The organism is Vibrio sp. GJ43-1, from assembly GCF_055808835.1.
In genome coordinates, this window is record NZ_CM147884.1 from 1,147,457 (window position 1) to 1,166,010 (window position 18,554).

At 45.0% G+C, this 18,554-nt stretch carries 16 protein-coding genes and 4 pseudogenes; 19 read left to right on the forward strand and 1 reads right to left on the reverse strand.

Annotated elements, in window-relative coordinates:
* Positions 1-214: 214 nt before the first annotated feature.
* The 4 genes and pseudogenes from hppD to maiA all read left to right on the forward strand — a co-directional run bounded on the left by hppD (position 215) and on the right by maiA (position 4,228).
* On the forward strand, positions 215-1,288 hold the full coding sequence (hppD, locus tag AC0L66_RS05580) for a 4-hydroxyphenylpyruvate dioxygenase (protein WP_473568650.1): 1,074 nt from the start codon (positions 215-217) through the stop codon (positions 1,286-1,288).
* Positions 1,281-2,457: pseudogene (locus AC0L66_RS05585) on the forward strand (homogentisate 1,2-dioxygenase). The gene hppD and the pseudogene AC0L66_RS05585 overlap by 8 nt, the downstream one beginning before the upstream one ends.
* A 9-nt stretch (positions 2,458-2,466) precedes the next feature.
* Complete coding sequence (locus AC0L66_RS05590; RefSeq protein WP_473568652.1) at positions 2,467-3,504, forward strand: fumarylacetoacetate hydrolase family protein; 1,038 nt, start codon at positions 2,467-2,469, stop codon at positions 3,502-3,504.
* A gap of 55 nt (positions 3,505-3,559) precedes the next feature.
* A complete protein-coding gene (maiA, locus tag AC0L66_RS05595) occupies positions 3,560-4,228 on the forward strand; it encodes a maleylacetoacetate isomerase (protein WP_473568654.1) in 669 nt (222 codons plus the stop codon).
* A gap of 85 nt (positions 4,229-4,313) precedes the next feature.
* On the opposite strand, the gene AC0L66_RS05600 is transcribed toward maiA, so the two are convergent.
* Positions 4,314-6,413, reverse strand: coding sequence for an acetoacetate--CoA ligase (locus AC0L66_RS05600; RefSeq protein ID WP_473568656.1), 2,100 nt, complete (start codon positions 6,411-6,413; stop codon positions 4,314-4,316).
* Positions 6,414-6,611: 198 nt separating this feature from the next.
* Between AC0L66_RS05600 and phhA the strand changes: the two are divergent.
* The 15 genes and pseudogenes from phhA (at position 6,612) to AC0L66_RS05675 (ending at position 18,538) form a co-directional block, all read left to right on the forward strand.
* Positions 6,612-7,407, forward strand: a pseudogene (phhA, locus tag AC0L66_RS05605) (phenylalanine 4-monooxygenase).
* Positions 7,397-7,735 carry a 4a-hydroxytetrahydrobiopterin dehydratase gene (locus AC0L66_RS05610; RefSeq protein WP_265673268.1) on the forward strand — a complete coding sequence of 113 codons (339 nt, stop codon included), beginning with the start codon at positions 7,397-7,399 and terminating at the stop codon, positions 7,733-7,735. Before phhA ends, AC0L66_RS05610 begins: the two are co-directional and overlap by 11 nt.
* 187 nt (positions 7,736-7,922) lie before the next feature.
* Positions 7,923-8,675 carry an SDR family oxidoreductase gene (locus AC0L66_RS05615; RefSeq protein WP_473568658.1) on the forward strand — a complete coding sequence of 251 codons (753 nt, stop codon included), beginning with the start codon at positions 7,923-7,925 and terminating at the stop codon, positions 8,673-8,675.
* A 369-nt stretch (positions 8,676-9,044) separates the two neighbouring features.
* Positions 9,045-10,973, forward strand: a complete 1,929-nt coding sequence (locus AC0L66_RS05620) for a PatA/PatG family cyanobactin maturation protease (protein ID WP_265673270.1) — start codon at positions 9,045-9,047, stop codon at positions 10,971-10,973.
* 48 nt (positions 10,974-11,021) lie between these two features.
* Positions 11,022-11,327 (forward strand): hypothetical protein, encoded by a 306-nt coding sequence (locus AC0L66_RS05625; RefSeq protein ID WP_473568660.1) that lies wholly within the window; start codon positions 11,022-11,024, stop codon positions 11,325-11,327.
* A 101-nt stretch (positions 11,328-11,428) separates the two neighbouring features.
* The gene (locus AC0L66_RS05630; protein WP_265673272.1) at positions 11,429-11,632 is read left to right on the forward strand and encodes a hypothetical protein; all 204 of its coding nucleotides are present in this window, start codon (positions 11,429-11,431) and stop codon (positions 11,630-11,632) included.
* 16 nt (positions 11,633-11,648) lie between these two features.
* Positions 11,649-12,011, forward strand: coding sequence for a hypothetical protein (locus AC0L66_RS05635; RefSeq protein WP_473568662.1), 363 nt, complete (start codon positions 11,649-11,651; stop codon positions 12,009-12,011).
* A gap of 137 nt (positions 12,012-12,148) precedes the next feature.
* Positions 12,149-12,340, forward strand: a complete 192-nt coding sequence (locus AC0L66_RS05640) for a hypothetical protein (RefSeq protein WP_265673273.1) — start codon at positions 12,149-12,151, stop codon at positions 12,338-12,340.
* 60 nt (positions 12,341-12,400) lie between these two features.
* Positions 12,401-13,234, forward strand: a complete 834-nt coding sequence (locus tag AC0L66_RS05645) for an endonuclease/exonuclease/phosphatase family protein (RefSeq protein WP_473568664.1) — start codon at positions 12,401-12,403, stop codon at positions 13,232-13,234.
* Between the two features lie 8 nt (positions 13,235-13,242).
* Positions 13,243-13,401, forward strand: coding sequence for a hypothetical protein (locus AC0L66_RS05650; RefSeq protein ID WP_473568665.1), 159 nt, complete (start codon positions 13,243-13,245; stop codon positions 13,399-13,401).
* A 197-nt stretch (positions 13,402-13,598) separates the two neighbouring features.
* On the forward strand, positions 13,599-13,979 hold the full coding sequence (locus AC0L66_RS05655) for a VOC family protein (RefSeq protein WP_265673275.1): 381 nt from the start codon (positions 13,599-13,601) through the stop codon (positions 13,977-13,979).
* 707 nt (positions 13,980-14,686) lie between these two features.
* A pseudogene (locus tag AC0L66_RS05660) lies at positions 14,687-14,827 on the forward strand (DeoR family transcriptional regulator); the annotation flags it as partial.
* A complete protein-coding gene (locus AC0L66_RS05665) occupies positions 14,828-15,358 on the forward strand; it encodes a DeoR/GlpR family DNA-binding transcription regulator (protein ID WP_473568668.1) in 531 nt (176 codons plus the stop codon).
* Positions 15,359-15,552: 194 nt separating this feature from the next.
* Entirely contained in the window at positions 15,553-16,722 is a 1,170-nt protein-coding gene (fucP, locus tag AC0L66_RS05670) for an L-fucose:H+ symporter permease (RefSeq protein ID WP_473568670.1), read from the forward strand.
* Between the two features lie 66 nt (positions 16,723-16,788).
* Positions 16,789-18,538 (forward strand): annotated as a pseudogene (locus AC0L66_RS05675) (L-fucose isomerase).
* Positions 18,539-18,554 lie beyond the last annotated feature (16 nt).

The following is an 18,554-nucleotide window of genomic DNA, read 5'->3' on the forward strand; positions in this document are numbered from 1 at the left end:
AAGCACCCCCTTTCAATCCCTTGATAGTACTCCCTTTCCTGATAGAACTATTTTTGTGTAACAATTATTTTACAACTTAACGGTTCTTCACCGTGAGCGCCCATTTCCTTCCATGCATTCCATTATCTCAGCTTGTGGACCAAATTTAATTAAGGGCAAAAAACACAACACTAAACGACGTAACATAAAACCAAAAGATACAGGGAGAAAGTTCATGGTGGATACCTACAACCCGCTGGGTACGGATGGATTCGAGTTTGTTGAATACACGGCCGTTGACCACAAGGGAATTGAGCAACTTAAAGCGCTGTTTGTGTCACTTGGTTTTGCTGAGATCGCCAAGCATCGCTCAAAAGAGGCTTGGCTGTATCGACAAGGTGACATCAACTTTATTGTTAATGAACAACCACACAGCCAAGCGGCAGCGTTCGCCAAGGTCCATGGGCCATCGGTCTGTGGCATGGCTTTTCGTGTTCATGAAGCCACGGCGGCAATGGCGCAAGCGTTCAAGGGTGGCGGTGAAGAGTACAAAACAGAAATAGGGCCAATGGAGCTGAGCATTCCTGCCATTTACGGTATCGGTGAAAGCCTGCTCTATTTTGTTGATCGCTATGGTAAGCAGAGCATCTACGATGTTGATTTCCGATTTTACGATGATGCCAAAGCACGCATGGCGAAAGCCGATGTTGGTTTGTTTGAGATCGATCACCTTACACACAACGTTAAGCAGGGCAATATGGACGTGTGGTCTGGATTCTATGAGCGTCTTGGCAACTTCCGCGAGATTCGCTACTTTGACATTGAGGGCAAACTGACAGGGCTTGTAAGCCGCGCTATGACGTCACCTTGTGGCAAGATCCGCATCCCAATCAATGAGTCTTCAGACGACAAATCACAGATCGAAGAGTTCATCCGCGAATACAACGGCGAAGGAATCCAACACATCGCGTTGGCCACGGATGATATTTATAAAACGGTGAAAACCTTGCGTGATCGCGGTATGGACTTTATGCCAACCCCAGATACCTACTATGAGAAAGTGGATCAGCGTGTGAAAGGTCACGGTGAAGACACTGAGCTGCTTCGTGATCTGCGTGTTCTGATTGATGGCGCACCGACCAAAGACGGTATCTTGCTGCAGATTTTCACGCAAACGGTAATCGGGCTGGTGTTCTTTGAAATTATTCAGCGTAAAGGCAATGAAGGTTTTGGCGAAGGTAACTTCAAGGCGCTGTTTGAATCGATTGAAGAGGACCAGATTCGTCGAGGAGTATTAGACGATGCATAAATGGATCTCGTTTCCTCATCGGGAAGGGGTGTGCTCTAAACAAGCACACGCCGACTTTCCCGAAGAGGCAATGTATGAGAGGGAAGCGGGGCGGAGTGGTTTCTTTGGTCCTGCGGCGCACTTTCATCACCAACATGCTCCTATACGGTTGGTCTGAGTGGGAGGGCGACTTACGCCCCCGCGCGTTTGATTTTACCTTAGTTGAAAAAGCCAGCCAGATAACGCCTTGGGCCGTACCTCACCTTTTGCACAATGCGGACTGCAAAATTCGCGTGTGGCGAATGGATGAGAAGATGGAGTTTTTGGTGCGTAATTCCGATGGGGATGAACTGCTGTTCATTCACCAAGGCAGTGCTGAACTTTATTGCGATTATGGCCATTTAGAGGTGAGTGAAGGGGATTACGTGATGATCCCGCGCTCGACCAATTGGCGTTTGGAGCCAAGTGAGCCGATGTTTATCTTGATGGTTGAGAATACCGATGCGGCGTATTCCTTGCCAGAAAAAGGCATGGTCGGTCATCACGCGGTGTTTGATCCGGCCGTTCTCGATATCCCTTCGATTAATGACAAGTTCCGCGCTCAGTATTCTGAAAGCCAGACTCAGGTTCAGGTGAAACGCCACGATAAAGTCAGTGTGATCACGTATCCGTTCAACCCACTGGACGCGATTGGTTGGCATGGCGACTTAGCGGTAGTGAAAGTGAACTGGCGTGATATCAGGCCGCTGATGTCACATCGTTATCACTTGCCCCCTTCCGCACATACCACGTTTGTGGGCGCAGGATTTGTGGTGTGCACCTTTGTGCCGCGCCCGATTGAGAGCGATCCTGGTGCATTGAAAGTACCGTTTTATCACAACAATGATGACTACGATGAAGTGCTGTTCTACCACGCCGGGGACTTCTTCAGCCGCGACAACATTGAAGTGGGTATGGTGACCTTCCATCCGGCTGGGTTTACGCATGGGCCTCACCCAAAAGCCTTCAAGGCGGGTCTGGCGCACAAGAAGACGTTTACCGATGAAGTGGCGGTGATGATCGACACTCGCCATGCACTGCAGTTCTCTGATGAACTCGATAGCGTTGAGAACAAAGAATATGTCTATAGCTGGCAAGAAAAGAATGGGCAACAGACGAGCTTGCAAAAGGCCGAGAGCGATAAGAAGTAAGGGAGCAGAATGAAATTAGCAACCAAGAAAAATGGCACCCGCGATGGTCTATTGATGGTCGTGAGTAAAGATCTCAAACAGTGTGTGGCGGCCACCGACATCTTCCACGCGATGCACCTTGCGCCCACCATGCAGGTGGCATTGGATAACTGGGATCGTGTGGCTTCTCAGTTGGAAGAGTTATACACCTCGTTAAACAACGGGCAAGTGACAGGCAGTGAAGTCTTTGTCTCTCAGTCTTGTGAGTCGCCTTTGCCGCGCGCTTATCAATGGGCAGACGGCAGTGCCTATGTAAATCACGTTGAGCTGGTGCGTAAAGCACGTGGTGCTGAAATGCCAAAAAGCTTCTGGGTTGATCCATTAATGTATCAAGGTGGCTCAGATGCGTTTATAGGCCCTTGTGACAATATCGAATTTGCCAACGACGAATGGGGCATCGATTTCGAGGGTGAGGTTGCGATAGTAACCGGTGACGTGCCGATGGGCGCGAGTGCCAAACAGGCACAAGATTCAATTCGCTTGTTGATGTTGGTGAATGATGTATCGCTGCGCGGGTTGATCCCTGCTGAGCTGGCAAAGGGCTTTGGCTTCTTCCAGTCCAAGCCTTCTTCGGCGTTCTCTCCGGTTGCGGTGACTCCTGATGAGCTTGGTGAACAGTGGCGAGGCAGCAAGGTGCATTTACCACTGATATCGACCTACAACGACAAGCCTTTTGGTTGCCCGAATGCGGGCGTCGATATGACCTTCAATTTTGCAGAGCTAGTCGTGCATGCTGCGAAGACGCGTCCATTGTCGGCGGGCGCAATCATAGGCTCAGGCACGGTGTCGAATAAACAAGGCACGGATCACGGCACTTCAATTGCTGAAGGTGGCGTGGGCTATTCATGCATTGCCGAAGTGCGCATGATTGAGACCATTCGAGATGGTAAGCCATCGACCCAGTTTATGTCGTTTGGTGACTCGATTCGTTTAGAAATGTTCGATGCGGCGGGGGACTCGATTTTTGGCGCGATTGACCAAAAAGTGAGCCAATATCAAAAACGATAATCGGATAGCTAGAGAACTAAGGCTACAAAGAGAGGGATTATGAATGAGGGCCTTTATGAACGATAGCATGACACTCTATGGCTATTGGCGTTCGTCCGCAGCCTATCGGGTGCGTATTGGGTTGAATCTAAAGCAGCTCAACTACGAGTCTATATCGGTGCACTTGGTGCGCAATGGTGGCGAGCAACATGACCCACAATATCGTGAGATTAACGCCAGTGAACTTGTGCCCGTGCTGGTGGATGGTGAGGTTCAGCTCAATCAGTCGTTAGTGATTCTTCAATATCTAGATGAAACTTACCCTGACGTCTTACTTATTCCTGATCAGACGCCATTGCGCTATCAAGCTTTGGCAATGGCTCAGGATATTGCGATAGAAATTCACCCTCTCAACAACTTGCGTGTGCAGCAGTATTTGGAGAGGGCGTTGGCGTGCGAACAAGAGGCGAAAATGGATTGGATTCATTATTGGGTTCATCAAGGATTCAGTGCGCTAGAGGAGAAGCTTCACAAACACCGTCAAACACACGGTGATTCACGTTATAGTCTGACGGATTCGCCATGCATTGTTGATATCTGCTTGGTGCCGCAAGTCTATAACGCGCTGCGCTTTGCTGTTGATATGTCGCCGTATCCATTGATTAACTCGATTGTAGACGCGTGTAATCAGTTGCCCGCTTTTATTGACGCCATGCCTGAGAACCAAGCAGATGCACAAGGATAAACGGATGCAAACGGATAAGCGAAAGCAAAAGGATAGATAAGAGAGATTTCTGCCTACGTCGAGCTATTTCTGTAAGCGAGGAGCATCAAGGCGCAATAACTTGTTTTATCTCTTCTAGAACCTCGGCGTTAGCAATCGCACCGAGGTTTTCTACGTTGTTGCCATTGATAATCTGTTTCACTGCCAACTCCACCAGCTTACCAGAGCGTGTTTTGGGCACATCGCTGATAGCAAATATTTGGCTTGGAACGTGCCTCGGTGAACAAGCAGATTTGAGTTTATTCTTGATGGTTGCCAGTAATTCGTCACTCAAAATCATGTCTTGTTGCAGTTGAACAAACAGCCATATTTGCTCATTGCGGTCGATATCTTTCCCTACGGCGATGGAATCAACGACGCCCTCGATGGTATTCACCTGCTGATAGATCTCGGCGGTACCAATTCTTACGCCTCCGGGGTTTAGGGTAGTGTCACCTCGTCCGTAGAACCGGTAGCCACCACGGCTAGTTTGCTCAACTTCGTCACCGTGGTGCCAGACATTGTCGAATTTGTCCCAGTAAGTGCGGTGATAACGTTCGCCAGTGTCATTCCAAAAGCCAGCAGGGAAGTTGGGAAGGGAATTGGTGCACACCAACTCGCCACGTTCTTGATTGACTTCTTGACCCGATGAATTGAACACCTTGATATCGACTCCAAGCCCCGCCTGCTGGCATTCTCCTCGATAAACAGCGGAGATAGGGTTACCCAATACAAAGCAGCCACAAATATCCGTACCGCCAGAAATAGACGCTAAATGCAGATCTTGCTTGATGTGCTTGTAGACGTAATCAAACTGTTCTGGGTAGAGCACCGAACCTGTCGAGCAGAGTGTTCTTAACTGAGGAAGAGAGTGACTCTTGACGGGAGAAAGTTCTTCTTTCTCAATCGCTTCTAAGTACTTGGCTGAGGTGCCAAATGTCGATACTTCAGCGCGCTGCGCTAAATCCCACAGAACATTAGGTTGCGGATAAACCGGGCTACCATCAAAAATCACCAAACAGGCGCCGCTCGCGAGCGCAGAGACGTGCCAATTCCACATCATCCACCCACACGTGGTGTAGTAGAATACGCGATCTTTCGGCTTAATGTCGCAATGAAGCTGATGCTCTTTAAGGTGGTTGATGGTGGTGCCACCAACGGAATGCACAATGCATTTGGGCTTGCCCGTGGTGCCAGAAGAGTACAAAACAAACAGTGGGCTGTTGAAATTTACACGAGTAAAACACAAAGGTTGTGGTGGATAATGATTGATGATGTCTTGCCAGCTTTGGGTTGATACATCCGTCTCAATGCGATGCTGATTCAACTCGTCGCTCGGTTTCAAATACGGGGTCTGTTTTAAGTAGCCGCTTTGTTTCAAATAGCGAATCGAGCATACTCGCTTTAGCCCATTTAGGTGCTCAATGACGTCGTGGTTTTTGTTAGTCATATCGAACGTCTTGCCATTGAAGGTGTAGCCATCGCAGGTGAACAGAACCTTGGGTTTCACTTGGCCAAATCGTTCAATCACACTCTCTACGCCAAAGTCCGGCGACGTGGAGGTCCAAATTGCTCCTAAGCTGGTGGTGGCAAGCATTGCGATTACGGTTTGCGGCAGATAAGGGGTGTAGGCTGCAACCACATCGCCGGGTTGCACGCCACAATCTATGAGCCATTGTTGAACGCTAGAGACTTCCTCACAGAGAGTTTGCCACGTGTAGCTTTGTTGCTCGCCACGCTCATTTTCAAACCAAATCGCAAGCTCGTTTGGCAACGCCTTTGCTGAATCGAGCAAGTTTTCTGCATAGTTAATTTGCGCGTCTGGGAACCAAACGGCATCACGATGAGATTTTGGCTGCTGCCAGCGGCTCTCGCCTTGCACTTTAACCCGATAACTTGGTTCTTTAATTCGGTAACCTGGTTCTTTAATACCATTATCTTGCGCCTCAAAGTGGTCGCCTTGCGAACCAACCATGCCACAAAACTGCCATACGTTCTGCCAAAATGACTCGGGCTGTTCCACAGACCATTGATGAAGCGCCGTGTAGTTTTGTAACGCTCCCTCAAGTACGCCTTGCTGATTGAGGCTATCCATAAATCGGGTGACATTGGCTTGCGCGATGCGTTGGTCGCTTGGTTGCCAAATTGGCTTATTGGGTTGGTGCATTCTCTGCCTTTAACAAAAAGTTAACGTTTTCAGTCTGGTATTTAGGCTTTACAAAGTCAAAAGATCAGCAAAATAAGCGCCTAACAGAACTGTGTAAACAAAATGTTACATGAAGGCTGGTTTCGAAAAGTGGCGCAAATTGGCGCTTATCACGAGTGGAGATAGGCTTAAAAGAAGACATTCGTAAGGAGGTGTGCAATGACTCAATATCATTCAAAGCCTGTGAGCCAAGAGGGATGGGTTGAGTGGAGCCTCGAAGAAGACGCCATTTGGCACGACTTGGTGACAAGGCAACTGAACGTCATCAATGACCGTGCTTGCGATGCGTATTTACATGGTTTGACCCTGCTTGATCTACCACTAGATAGGGTGCCTCAGCTACCTGAAATAAATAAAGTACTTAAGGAAACAATCCGATTGGCAGGTACAGCCTGTTCCCGCGTTGATCGATTTTGACCGTTTCTTTGAGTTGCTTGCCAACAAGCGATTTCCTGTTGCGACCTTTTTGAGGACGCGAGACGAGTTTGATTATTTACAAGAACCAGATTTCTTCCATGAAATTTTTGGCCATTGTGCCATGTTGACCAATACCGATTTTGCCGCTTTTACAGAGCATTATGGAAAACTAGGATTGGCGGCAACCCCCAAGCAACGTGCTTATCTTGCGCGTTTGTATTGGTTTACGGTTGAGTTTGGCTTAGTCCAAGAAGGGCAAAAGCTAAAAGTCTATGGCGGCGGTATTCTTTCGTCTCCGGCAGAAACCATGTATGCGCTGGAAGGGAAGGTGGCGATTCGTGATGAGTTTGATTTACAAACGGTCCTAAGAACCCCTTACCGTATCGATATTATGCAGCCTAAATATTATGTGATCGGGGCGCTATCTGAGCTGTTTAAAATCAGTCAGATAAACCTATTACAGCAAGCTGATCTCGCGGCCGAAGCGGGATTATTCCCCCCACTTTTTGAACCCAAGGAACCTGTACATGTTGAATGAACAAAAATGCGAAGCCTGCAGTATCGATGCCATTGCGCTTAATAACGATGATCAACAATCCTTACTATTGGAGTTGTCTGGCTGGCAGATCGTGGAAAGAGACGGCATCCCACAGCTTGAAAAGGTATATAAGTTTAAGAACTTCAAGCAGGCGTGGGCATTTAGCAATAAAGTGGCAGAGTTGGCGGAAGATCAGTTTCATCACCCTTCCATTGTATTGGAATGGGGCAAAGTCACCGTGACATGGTGGAGCCACTCAATCAAAGGCTTGCACAAAAATGATTTCATCTGCGCCTCACGCTGCGATGTTTTGGCGCTAAGCGAGTGATTCATTGGCGTGGCTAAAGAAAGTACCGATTCAATAGTCTTGTCAGATGGTTATGAATATTTCGGTGATGGAATCATTGTCACTAGTGCTGGCGGGCGAGATGCAAACACTGGCTAGCAAGTCGCTGAGCAGAATGTAGAATAAACAAATATGGCGTTACTGCAAATTCATCATACAGGGATAGTTTATGAGTCGTTCAAAAGTTGTTTTAGTGACAGGCGGCAGTCGAGGAATAGGAGCCGCCACTTCGACGTTGTTTGCTGCTCATGGCTACGCGGTATGTATCAATTACAAGTCCAACGCTCTTGCAGCAGAGAACTTAGCATTAGAAATTACCGCTAATGGCGGTCAATGTATCACGGCTCAAGCTGATGTTTCTGATGAACACGAGGTCGTACAGTTATTTGAACGTATTGATCGTGAACTAGGGCAAGTATCTGTTGTGGTAAACAACGCAGGTATTCTTCGTCAGCAATGTCGCCTTGAAGATATGACTGCAGATAGAATTAATACAATCTTAACGAACAACGTAACGAGCTATTTCTTATGCAGTCGGGAAGGCGTAAAGCGAATGTCTACACGTCATGGTGGTAAGGGTGGTGCGATCATAAATGTTTCATCTGGTGCCGCTCGTTCTGGGTCACCGAATGAATATGTCGATTATGCTGCGTCAAAAGGCGCTATTGATACTCTCACAAAAGGTTTATCACTAGAGGTCGCCTCTGAAGGCATTAGAGTGAATTGTGTGCGCCCTGGTCTAATTCATACTGAAATGCACGCTGATGGCGGAGAGCCGGAAAGGGTTGAAAGGCTGAAAAGTATAATCCCCCTCCAGCGTGGTGGAGAGCCAGAAGAGGTCGCTGAAGCCATCTACTGGCTTGCTTCAGAGAAATCATCATTCTCCACAGGTAATTTTTTAGACTTAGCTGGTGGCCTGTAATGCATACAAAGTCCTTAAGAGCGATGTTTAACGCCAAATTTCAGAGCATATTGAATTAAACATCAAGAAGTTTGACTCAATTAGTGTTAATTCTGTACTTCCACTTTTACATCGTTAAATGAACATGTTACCGATGTATAAGTGGAAGTTAGCTGTTTTAGAGGATGGTTACCGTTAGACGTCATTCTTTCTCCCTTCTTAAGCCTACTATGGTGCTTGTTAATTAAGTCATCATTTCAGGCTTACCTTCTCGTGTAATAGCGAGGTAATAAATTTATTTACCAACTTAGACTAACTTCTAGTCACGATATTTAAAGCGATAAACAACTTTAAGCATTAGATATACGATTACTATTAGGTAGAGAGTCTATGTTGCACGCTGAACAAAACAATAATATTGATAGTTTAAATACGTTGTGGGAACAAACAACGGGCCACCCCGACGTTAGAATTGCAGTACTTGATGGTGTCGTTGACACCAAGCATGAATGCCTAAAAGCCGCCCGCCTTTCTCAATTGACGACCATTGCGCTTGAAAATAGTGCCATACCATCACAACACGGTACACATATATGCAGTGTCATATTTGGTGATCACCGTACTCCTATCAAGGGGCTGGCCCCAAAATGCAGTGGCATCTCTATTCCCATTTACTCGCAACTTAACAATGGTGTCGTTTCACCTTGCAGCCAGATTGACTTGGCAAGGGCGATCATGAAAGCCATTGAAGCAAAAGCACACATTATCAATATAAGTGGTGGTCAACTGGAAAACTCTGGGAACGTCCATCCAATTCTAAAAAATGCCCTAGAGGCCTGTGAAAAAAATAAGGTGCTCCTAATTGCGGCCGTCGGTAATGACGGCTGTCAGTGCTTAAATATCCCCGCGGCTATCGATTCCACACTCGCTGTTGGCGCGACGGACGAGAAAGGTATCCCTTTGCCTTCAAGTAACTGGGGAAGCAAATATAAGAAAAATGGCATTTTGACCTATGGGAAAGATATTAACGGTGCCTTCCCAGATAACCAGTACGGGCGATTATCCGGAACCAGTTTTGCTACCGCAATTACAACGGGTTTCGCCGCGCTTCTTGTGAGTTTACAAATTGAACGACACCAAACCATCAACCCGCTCGCTGTACGACAAGCAATTTTGTCGGGTACGGACAGCTGTACATCAGGACACGAGCAGGCTGCCTATTGCGATAAGTATTTAGCGGGAACATTAAACCTCACCAACACACTAAAACTTCTATTTGATAAAGGAATACAAATGATGACTAACGAAATGGACACACATCAGCCAAAAGAACTTGTTATCGAGCCTTGCTCGGTAAATGAACGAGAATCCAAGGAAGAGCAGAGCACTTCTGAGGTGAAAAGTACTTCTGAGGTGAAAGCAGCCACCGTTCATGATAAGGAAAAACTGATACCAGCGGCAGAAGCGGAACTCACGCCCTCTGGCTGTGGGTGTTCTTCAGAGCCGTCTAGTGACCGAAACTCTCTTGTGTATGCCTTAGGTTCTATAGATTTTGATTTTGGAACAGAAGCCCGCAAAGATGCCTTCATCCAAAATATGCCATTCGGGAAAAACAACCCATATGATACAGAAGCGATACTCAGCTATTTAGATCAGAATCCGTATGAAGCACAGTCACTCATTTGGACTCTGAATTTAGACGTAACCCCAATTTATGCGATTCAACCGATTGGTCCATTTGCGAATATTGGCTATGAAAAACTTCGAGAAGCGCTACAAGAGCAAATGAGTCAAGGTGTTGAACTGGTATCAATTCCTGGTATTACATCCGGCTCTATCACGCTGTCTTCTGGACAAACTGTTCCCTTAATCGTACCGAATCCGCGAGGTATATACAGTTGGTCGACGAAAGCGCTAGTGGATAACGTACTTGGTAAGAGACCGACTAAATCTGGCGCAGATCAAACTCAATACGACGAGCATCATGAAGGGTTGAGTAATTTTCTTAGCCGCGTTTACTACGATTTACGTAATTTGGGCATGTCGCCGGAAGAACGAGCACTTAATTACTCAGCGACCAATGCATTCCAAGTGAGTCAAGTCATTGAAAGTACGACCAAAGGAAAACTTGAACTTGACGATATCTCCGTTCAAAAGAGCCCAGTTAGCCGCCCTGATTCTGACTGTTATGATGTGGAAATCAGCTTCTTTAATCCTACTAATACATTGATTGCTAATAAAATATTTAGATTTACCGTTGATGTGAGTGGCGACATTCCGGTCACAATCGGTGAAGTTCGTTCTTGGTCTAAGCGATAGACAAGTCCCGCCATTACTTTTAAGCACAAAAATAGAAAGGATTAAATTATGCTTCCTCAACAACATACACCAGTGATCCGATCAGGACATTACTCTATTGCATCTAATGACAATCGAGCCATTTCACAAAGCGATACGTGTGTAAGCGCAGATATCGATAATCAAGGGAAGGTGTGTATCGACATTCCTGTTGTCGGAAAACAGTGTATACCAGTAAAAACGCCATTCCCGTCGGGTACTGCGGCTAAAGCCTGTATCGATGTATGTACTAAATTTGGCATTCCAACGGGAGCTTGTGCCACAGTCACCGTACTTGGCCAACGCGTAGCGAAAGAGTGTTTTGGTTCATGTTAAGTATGACATTGCCATAAAAACAGCGTTAGAGGCAGCAAGTTACCCTATTAAGATAAGACGCTGCCTCGTATTCCCTATTTGAGATGATAAAAGGTGAATTCATGGCTATTCCTAAGCAAACACAACCCGTACAAAGGGATAAAGCATCCCTTAATATTAGCTTACCAATTTCTGAGGATATTGGACTAGGTGACTCAATACAGAAATTAACCAGTAAGATGGGGTTTAAGTCTTGCTCTTCATGCAGCCGACGTGCTGCTAGGTTAAATAATCTGATTCAATTTAAAACCAACAGAAATGGTTAATGCGATGAAGTGTTATATGACATTGCTAATAGCAATGATATCTCTAGTTAATACGTCTAATGTCGCTGCGAATACTTCACTAAATTGCCACGTTAGCGCCGATAATAATAGTGTTATTGATATAAAAGTAGAGTCGAGTAAGCCTACGGGGCTCGGTTTAGGAACCGCAGTGCTCGCTATAGAAAGAGTGAGCAGCTCACCGTCTAGTTATGTTACTTATTACGAGCGTTCATCGTCGGTAAACGAAGAAAAAATGCTGTTTAAATATAACGAAGAATTAATACTTAAATTAGTGCAAAGCAGAAAGACAAAAAACGCTTTTATTAAAGCGGAATATATAGAAGGTGATGTAAAGTTTAAAGGGAAGTGCCAATACTGAACTGCCCATTAACGCTTTTGTTTTTGTTGTACATATCTGATATATGGTTAATTTTAAATATTATACAAGTCATGTGACTTATATAAACCTGTGCTCGTAAGAGCAAGCAAACACTCCGATATAAAAAGGAACTTAATATGAAACTTCCAAATCAATCTAGTCCAATTGCAAGACATGTCTCTCGTCAAAATACACAGAGCAAAGGGTTAATCCCGTCTGGCCACAATAAACAATGCTGTGGCGATGATTGTATGAGCAAATACTGCTTTTTTGGTATGAGTAGCAAAGGGTGTAAAGACGGTAAACCATACATTAATTGTATTGGTTAATGCAGGCTAGGCCCTTCATTTATGGAGGGCCTAATTTTTAAGGCGGAAAGGATACGAAAAATGGCAACCTTCAACCTCATTTCTTACAATACCCATCTCTTCTATAAAACGGCCGTTGCTAAAATCATTGGAAGTCTAACCTTTCATGATAAAGCGAGGCTTGAAGGGATAATAGAACGACTTCGAACGAGTCAGAGTGATATGGTGATGCTTTCTGAGGTTTGGTCCACAACCAGCCAAAAGGCCATCATCCAAGCATTAAAAGATAAGTACCCCCACCACATTAGCGATGGAAATGGCCCGTTTTCCATGGGTTCAGGGCTACTGTTGTTGTCATCTAAGCCCGTAGATGCCAATGACCATGGTTTTGTTGCGTTTGAAGACTCGAGTGGTGAAGATGCATTATCGAATAAAGGTTTTATCTTCGCTATTATCGAGGTAGAAAATGGCCGCAGAGTACGTTTCATATTTAGTCATACTCAAGCAGATACCGAAAGCCATGACTACCGAAATGTTCGAAACGAGCAATTTAAGCAAATTGAAGCGTTTATCAATGGATGGCACAGCAGCCTACCACTAATAGTAACGGGCGATCTAAATGTCCCCGGTCACTCCACGGAACATTCAGAAATGATGCACATATTTAGCCAAACGACAGATTCTTGGTTAGATTTACATTCTAAGCTAGACGGCTACACCTATGATCCAACCACTAACGCACTTGCTAGAAGGTTTGGTGGCGATGAGCCCTCTGCGCGATTGGACTACTTTTTAGAAGAGAAGTTGCTACCTTTATCGATGAGCGTCATTACCGATTGGAATATTAATATTAACGGCGTTCCAACTCCTCTATCCGATCACTATCCTATTGAAGGCGTTTTTCAATTGGAGTAGCCATGTAAATGAGTTTGTATCCAGGTTATCAAGGGCAGCAGTTTATCGACTTAGCCCAAGATGGAAGAGTTAACGCTAAACGTTTGGGTTTAGCTGTTAAAGAGCAAGGCTATGATGAACAAGATATTAAAAAATCCGGCACTATTTCGCGAGATTCGGGTACTTAATCTGCACGAGTCTAACGAAGGTATTAAGGTATTAAGGTATTAAGGTATTAAGGTATTAAGGTATTAAGGCGACGTTTCACATTCGGCGGTGTGGCGCGCCACTTTTCTTGGTGTTAGGAAAAGACACATCCACACGAATTCTAATTCCTAAGCTAAGCTGATAATCACGGTTTGCTTTTTCAGCTAAGGAATAAATTATGTTATTGAATCCAGTCGGATGGTTTGAAATTTATGTCGATGATATGGCTAGAGCCAGAAAATTTTATGAATCAGTGTTTGATATAAAACTCGAGAAGCTAGAAAGTCCGGCCAAAATGGAGATTGAGATGTGGTGCTTCCCCCATACGATGGATCGCTATGGTGCAAGTGGCGCTCTTGCACATATGAGCCACGTAAAAGCGGGCGGCAATAGCACTCTTGTGTATTTCTCATGTGAAGATTGTGCCGAAGAAGAATCTCGAGTTTCGATTCATGGTGGTGAAGTTCAAGTCCCGAAAATGGCCATTGGTGAACATGGCTTTATCAGTGTTTTTTGTGATAGTGAGGGTAACATGGTTGGGCTTCATTCCATGAAATAGTCACGGCTTAATAACTGGGTAGCAAATGGTCATATGTGGCAGTTATACAGTTAAGCGGGTTCAGTGCTAGTGGTGGAATGTCGAGTTAATTTGTTACGTTGCGGCGCAAGCTAATTGAGTGTTAGGGTCTTTAATGTTGCTAGAAGATGCGCCCAAAGCTAATAACTTTGGGCGTTTCCATATATAGAGAAAGCAGAAGATACTTGAGTTGATAACCTCAACAACCTGCAATGATAGAACTAAAGCGTTTCAGCGCGCCATTTTCGATGATGCTACAAATTTGGATGAAGCGTGATACGTGGTGATAATAAGACGTTCTGAGAATGATTAAGCTGAGCCAATAGAGTAAACCTGAGCTGGTAAAAGGCTCTGTTATTTAGTTATGTCACACTAGTTAAATAAAATTCCCATGATATTCCTGCCATTTTCAAAAAAGAAGTTTACACACCATAGTTTTATTACTCAGTGATAAAACCAGAGGTTTCATTTATAAACAGGTAGTTAAGTACTGACTTGCTAACGAGTAATGCATTATCTTTTTTGACCGTTTTTTAAATTCTCGGGCATTTATGGCTGATACTCCACAATACTAGTCATAAAATGGTCAATAGCGGGCGTGATGACGATTCGGTCACAGTTTTGCACCTTTTTCGTTGGTAAATTAATAATCAAGCCAGAAAGGGAGCAATTATGAGAAGCCTAAGCAGATTGTTGAACTCGTTAATGACCAAAGAAGTGCCACGGTTGAGGAAATAGCCGAAGCATTTAATGTTTCTGTTGAAACTATTCGTCGTGACTTAAAAAAGCTTGATGAATCCGGTGCGCTTAAAAGAGTTCACGGTGGGGCAGTGAGTGTTCAAGAAATTGATGAGGGCCGTTCTTTTCATGCTCGAGCTAAAGACTATTTAGAAGAAAAAGAATTACTGGTTAGTAAAGCTCTGGATTATATTCAAGAAGGCATGGTAATTGGGTTAGATGCGAGTTCGTCAAGTTGGTGCTTAGCACGAGAAATTCCCAACATAAGTTGTACAATTATTACCAACTCTCTTCAGAATGTTATTGCTTTAGAAGGGAAAAATAACATTAATGTCATTTGTACTGGCGGAAGCTATTCCGAGAAGTACAGCAGCTTTTATGGTCCGCTCGCCGTAGATACTCTGGCGAATATGTCGGTAGATGTTTGCTTCTTTTCCTGCGTAGGGTTTGATTATGACTCGGGGGTTTGGGACTCAAATGAATATAACTATCAAATAAAAAGAAGTTTTATTGAGATTTCTCAGCAAGTTATTCTCATTGCTGATAAATCAAAATATAAAAAGAGAAGTCTTCTTAAAATATGTGATAGTGAGTCGGTGGATGTGGTAATTACCGACTTGTAATAACGTGAAATACAATAACATATAAATCAAATCAATAATGTGATTATTAATAAGGATATCTTATGACTGATACTCTCAATATAAGTTCGTCTGAATCTCAGAGGAATAATAAAGTAGAGGTAATACCAAAGGAAATCAAATTTGCCTTCTGGCTGCTGTGTAGTTGTTTTGCAATGTGGGGGTTGGCAAATAATATGACGGATGTGCTTATTGCACAATTTCGGAAAGTATTTACGTTAACTGATATGCAATCTGGTTTAGTTCAAACGGCTTTTTATGGTGCTTATTTTTGTTTAGCCTTACCCGCTGCACTTTTTATACAGCGATATAGCTACAAAGCAGGAGTGCTTTTAGGCTTAGGGTTATTTGCAACTGGTGCGCTGCTATTTTATCCCGCTGCGCAAGCCATGGAATACTTACCATTCTTGTTAGCGTTATTTGTTCTAGCAGGTGGTCTCTCCATTCTAGAAACCAGTGCCAATCCCTATATTTTGACTATGGGTCCTGAAGAAACCGCAACACGGCGTCTCAATATTGCCCAAGCTTGCAACCCTATTGGTTCGATCACAGGGGTATTGATCGGCAAGTTTTATATCTTATCGCAACTTAACCCTGCAACGGATAGTGAACGTGCTGTGATGGCGGCGGATGAGCTAGCACAAATTCAGTCCGACGAATTGTACGCAGTGATGATGCCTTATCTCGGCGTAGCCGTTGTTATTGCTCTGATTTGGTTATTGATTCTCAAAACAAAAATGCCGTCAGCAAAGGATACTAGCTCGACGGGAGAGTCAACATTTGGTCAAGCGTATCGCCGCATTGTTAAGCGTAGTCACTTTACCAAAGGTGTATTAGCTCAGTTCTTCTATGTAGGCGCACAAATTGGCTGTTGGTCCTGGACAATTCGTTATGTGATGCAAGAAGTTGGCGGAACAGAGGCAGAAGCATCAACGTATCTTCTGACTTCTATTGTAATTTTCTCTCTCATGCGCTGGGTGTGTGTTGCACTGATGAAACACATTGAACCACAAAAACTACTTGCTGCATTGGCCGCGATCGCTGCGATGTTAGTGGCTGTCATTATGTTTGCAGGTGGACTAGCAGGCGCCTATGCCTTAGTGGGTGTATCGGCATGTATGTCACTGATGTTCCCAACTATTTTCGGGCTCTCTCTAAGGGATTTAGGATCAGATTCTAAGTTTGGCGGAAGCTTTCTCATTATGGCAATTCTAGGTGGTGCAGTACTGACTGCCATCATGGGCCAAATCTCAGACGCTGCCGGTATTGGTGCCGCATTTATCATCCCATTCATTGGCTTTGTTTACCTCGTCTACTACGGCGCAAAGGGTTACCAAGTTAAGTAACACATTATGCAAAGGGGCAGTATTCAATTTGCCCCTGACTCAAAGAAATAACAAGGAACATCAATTATGTCACAGTTAGTTAAAATCGGTATTCGCCCTACTATCGACGGTCGTCAAATGGGGGTACGAGAATCTTTAGAAGAACAAACCATGGGGATGGCGCAACGGGCGGCGCATTTTATTCAAGAGAATATCCGTCATGCGAGTGGAGAGAAAGTGGAGTGTGTTCTTGCTGATTCGTGTATAGGAGGTGTGGCTGAATCGGCAGCAACGGCCGACAAGTTTAAACGTGAAAATGTGGGCCTTGTGCTCACGGTGACACCTTGTTGGTGTTATGGCACGGAAACCATTGATATGGACCCGCATACACCAAAAGCGATTTGGGGTTTCAATGGTACAGAGCGTCCAGGTGCGGTTTATCTTGCGGCTGCGATGGCAGGCCACTCCCAAGTTGGCTTACCTGCCTTCTCAATATACGGCAAAGAAGTACAAGACGCGGGTGATGAATCCATCCCAAGTGACGTGCAAGAAAAAATTCTCCGTTTCTGCCGAGCAGGGTTAGCGGTCGCGTCGATGAGAGGCAAATCTTACCTCTCTATGGGATCTGTCTCGATGGGAATTGCAGGTTCAGTCGTTAACCCAGAATTCTTCCAGAAATACTTGGGCATGCGTAATGAGTATGTCGATATGACGGAAATCAAACGTCGTTTGGATCGCGAAGTGTACGACAAGAAAGAATTTGAATTGGCGCGCGCTTGGGTGAGAGATTGGTGTAAAGAAGGCAAAGATTACAACGGCACCCCATTTACCGAAGAACGCAAGGCTGAAGATTGGGATACGGTCATTAAGATGACCATGATCATGCGTGATTTGATGCAAGGTAACCCAAAACTCAAAGAACAAGGTTTTGGCGAAGAGTCGCTAGGGCATAACGCCATATTGGCTGGCTTCCAAGGTCAACGTCATTGGACCGATCATCTACCCAATGGTGACTTTTCTGAGGCCATTTTAAACTCTTCATTCGATTGGAACGGCATTCGTGAGCCTATTTGTGTGGCAACAGAAAATGATGCATTGAATGGCGTCAACATGATGTTTGGCAAACTACTGACGGGTGAAGCACAGGTCTTCCACGATGTTCGTACTTATTGGTCTGAAGATGCGGTTGAGCGTGTGACTGGCACTCGCCCTGAATCAGGCTTCTTGCATCTTGTTAACTCAGGTTCTGCTGCGCTAGATGGTGCAGGTAAAGCCAAAAATGCAGATGGCAAACCTGCCATGAAGCCGCACTGGGAATTAACGCAAGAAGATGTGGAAGCGTCTCTTAATGCGACGAAATGGTGTCCTGCTATCGAAGAATATTTCCGCGGGGGCGGTTTCTCATCTCAGTTCCTCACAGAAGGTGGCATGCCGTTTACTATGCATCGTGTCAACATTATTGCCGAGTATGGGGCCTGTGCTGCAAATTGCGGAAGGGCACTCTATTGAACTGCCTGAAGACGTGCATAACATTCTAAACGAACGTACTAACGCCACTTGGCCGACGACCTGGTTCGTGCCACGTTTAACCGGAGAAGGCACATTTAAATCCGTCTATGACGTCATGGCGAATTGGGGCGCTAACCACTGTGTGATCACCTCGGGGCATGTGGGGGCTGATTTGATTTCGCTTGCCGCCATGCTGCGCATTCCGGTTTCTATGCATAACGTTGATAGCCAAGATATTTTCCGCCCACATACTTGGTCTGCATTTGGTCAGGACGTAGAGGGACAAGATTACCGTGCGTGTCAAAACTTCGGCCCTATCTATAAATAATGAATTGGTCATTAAG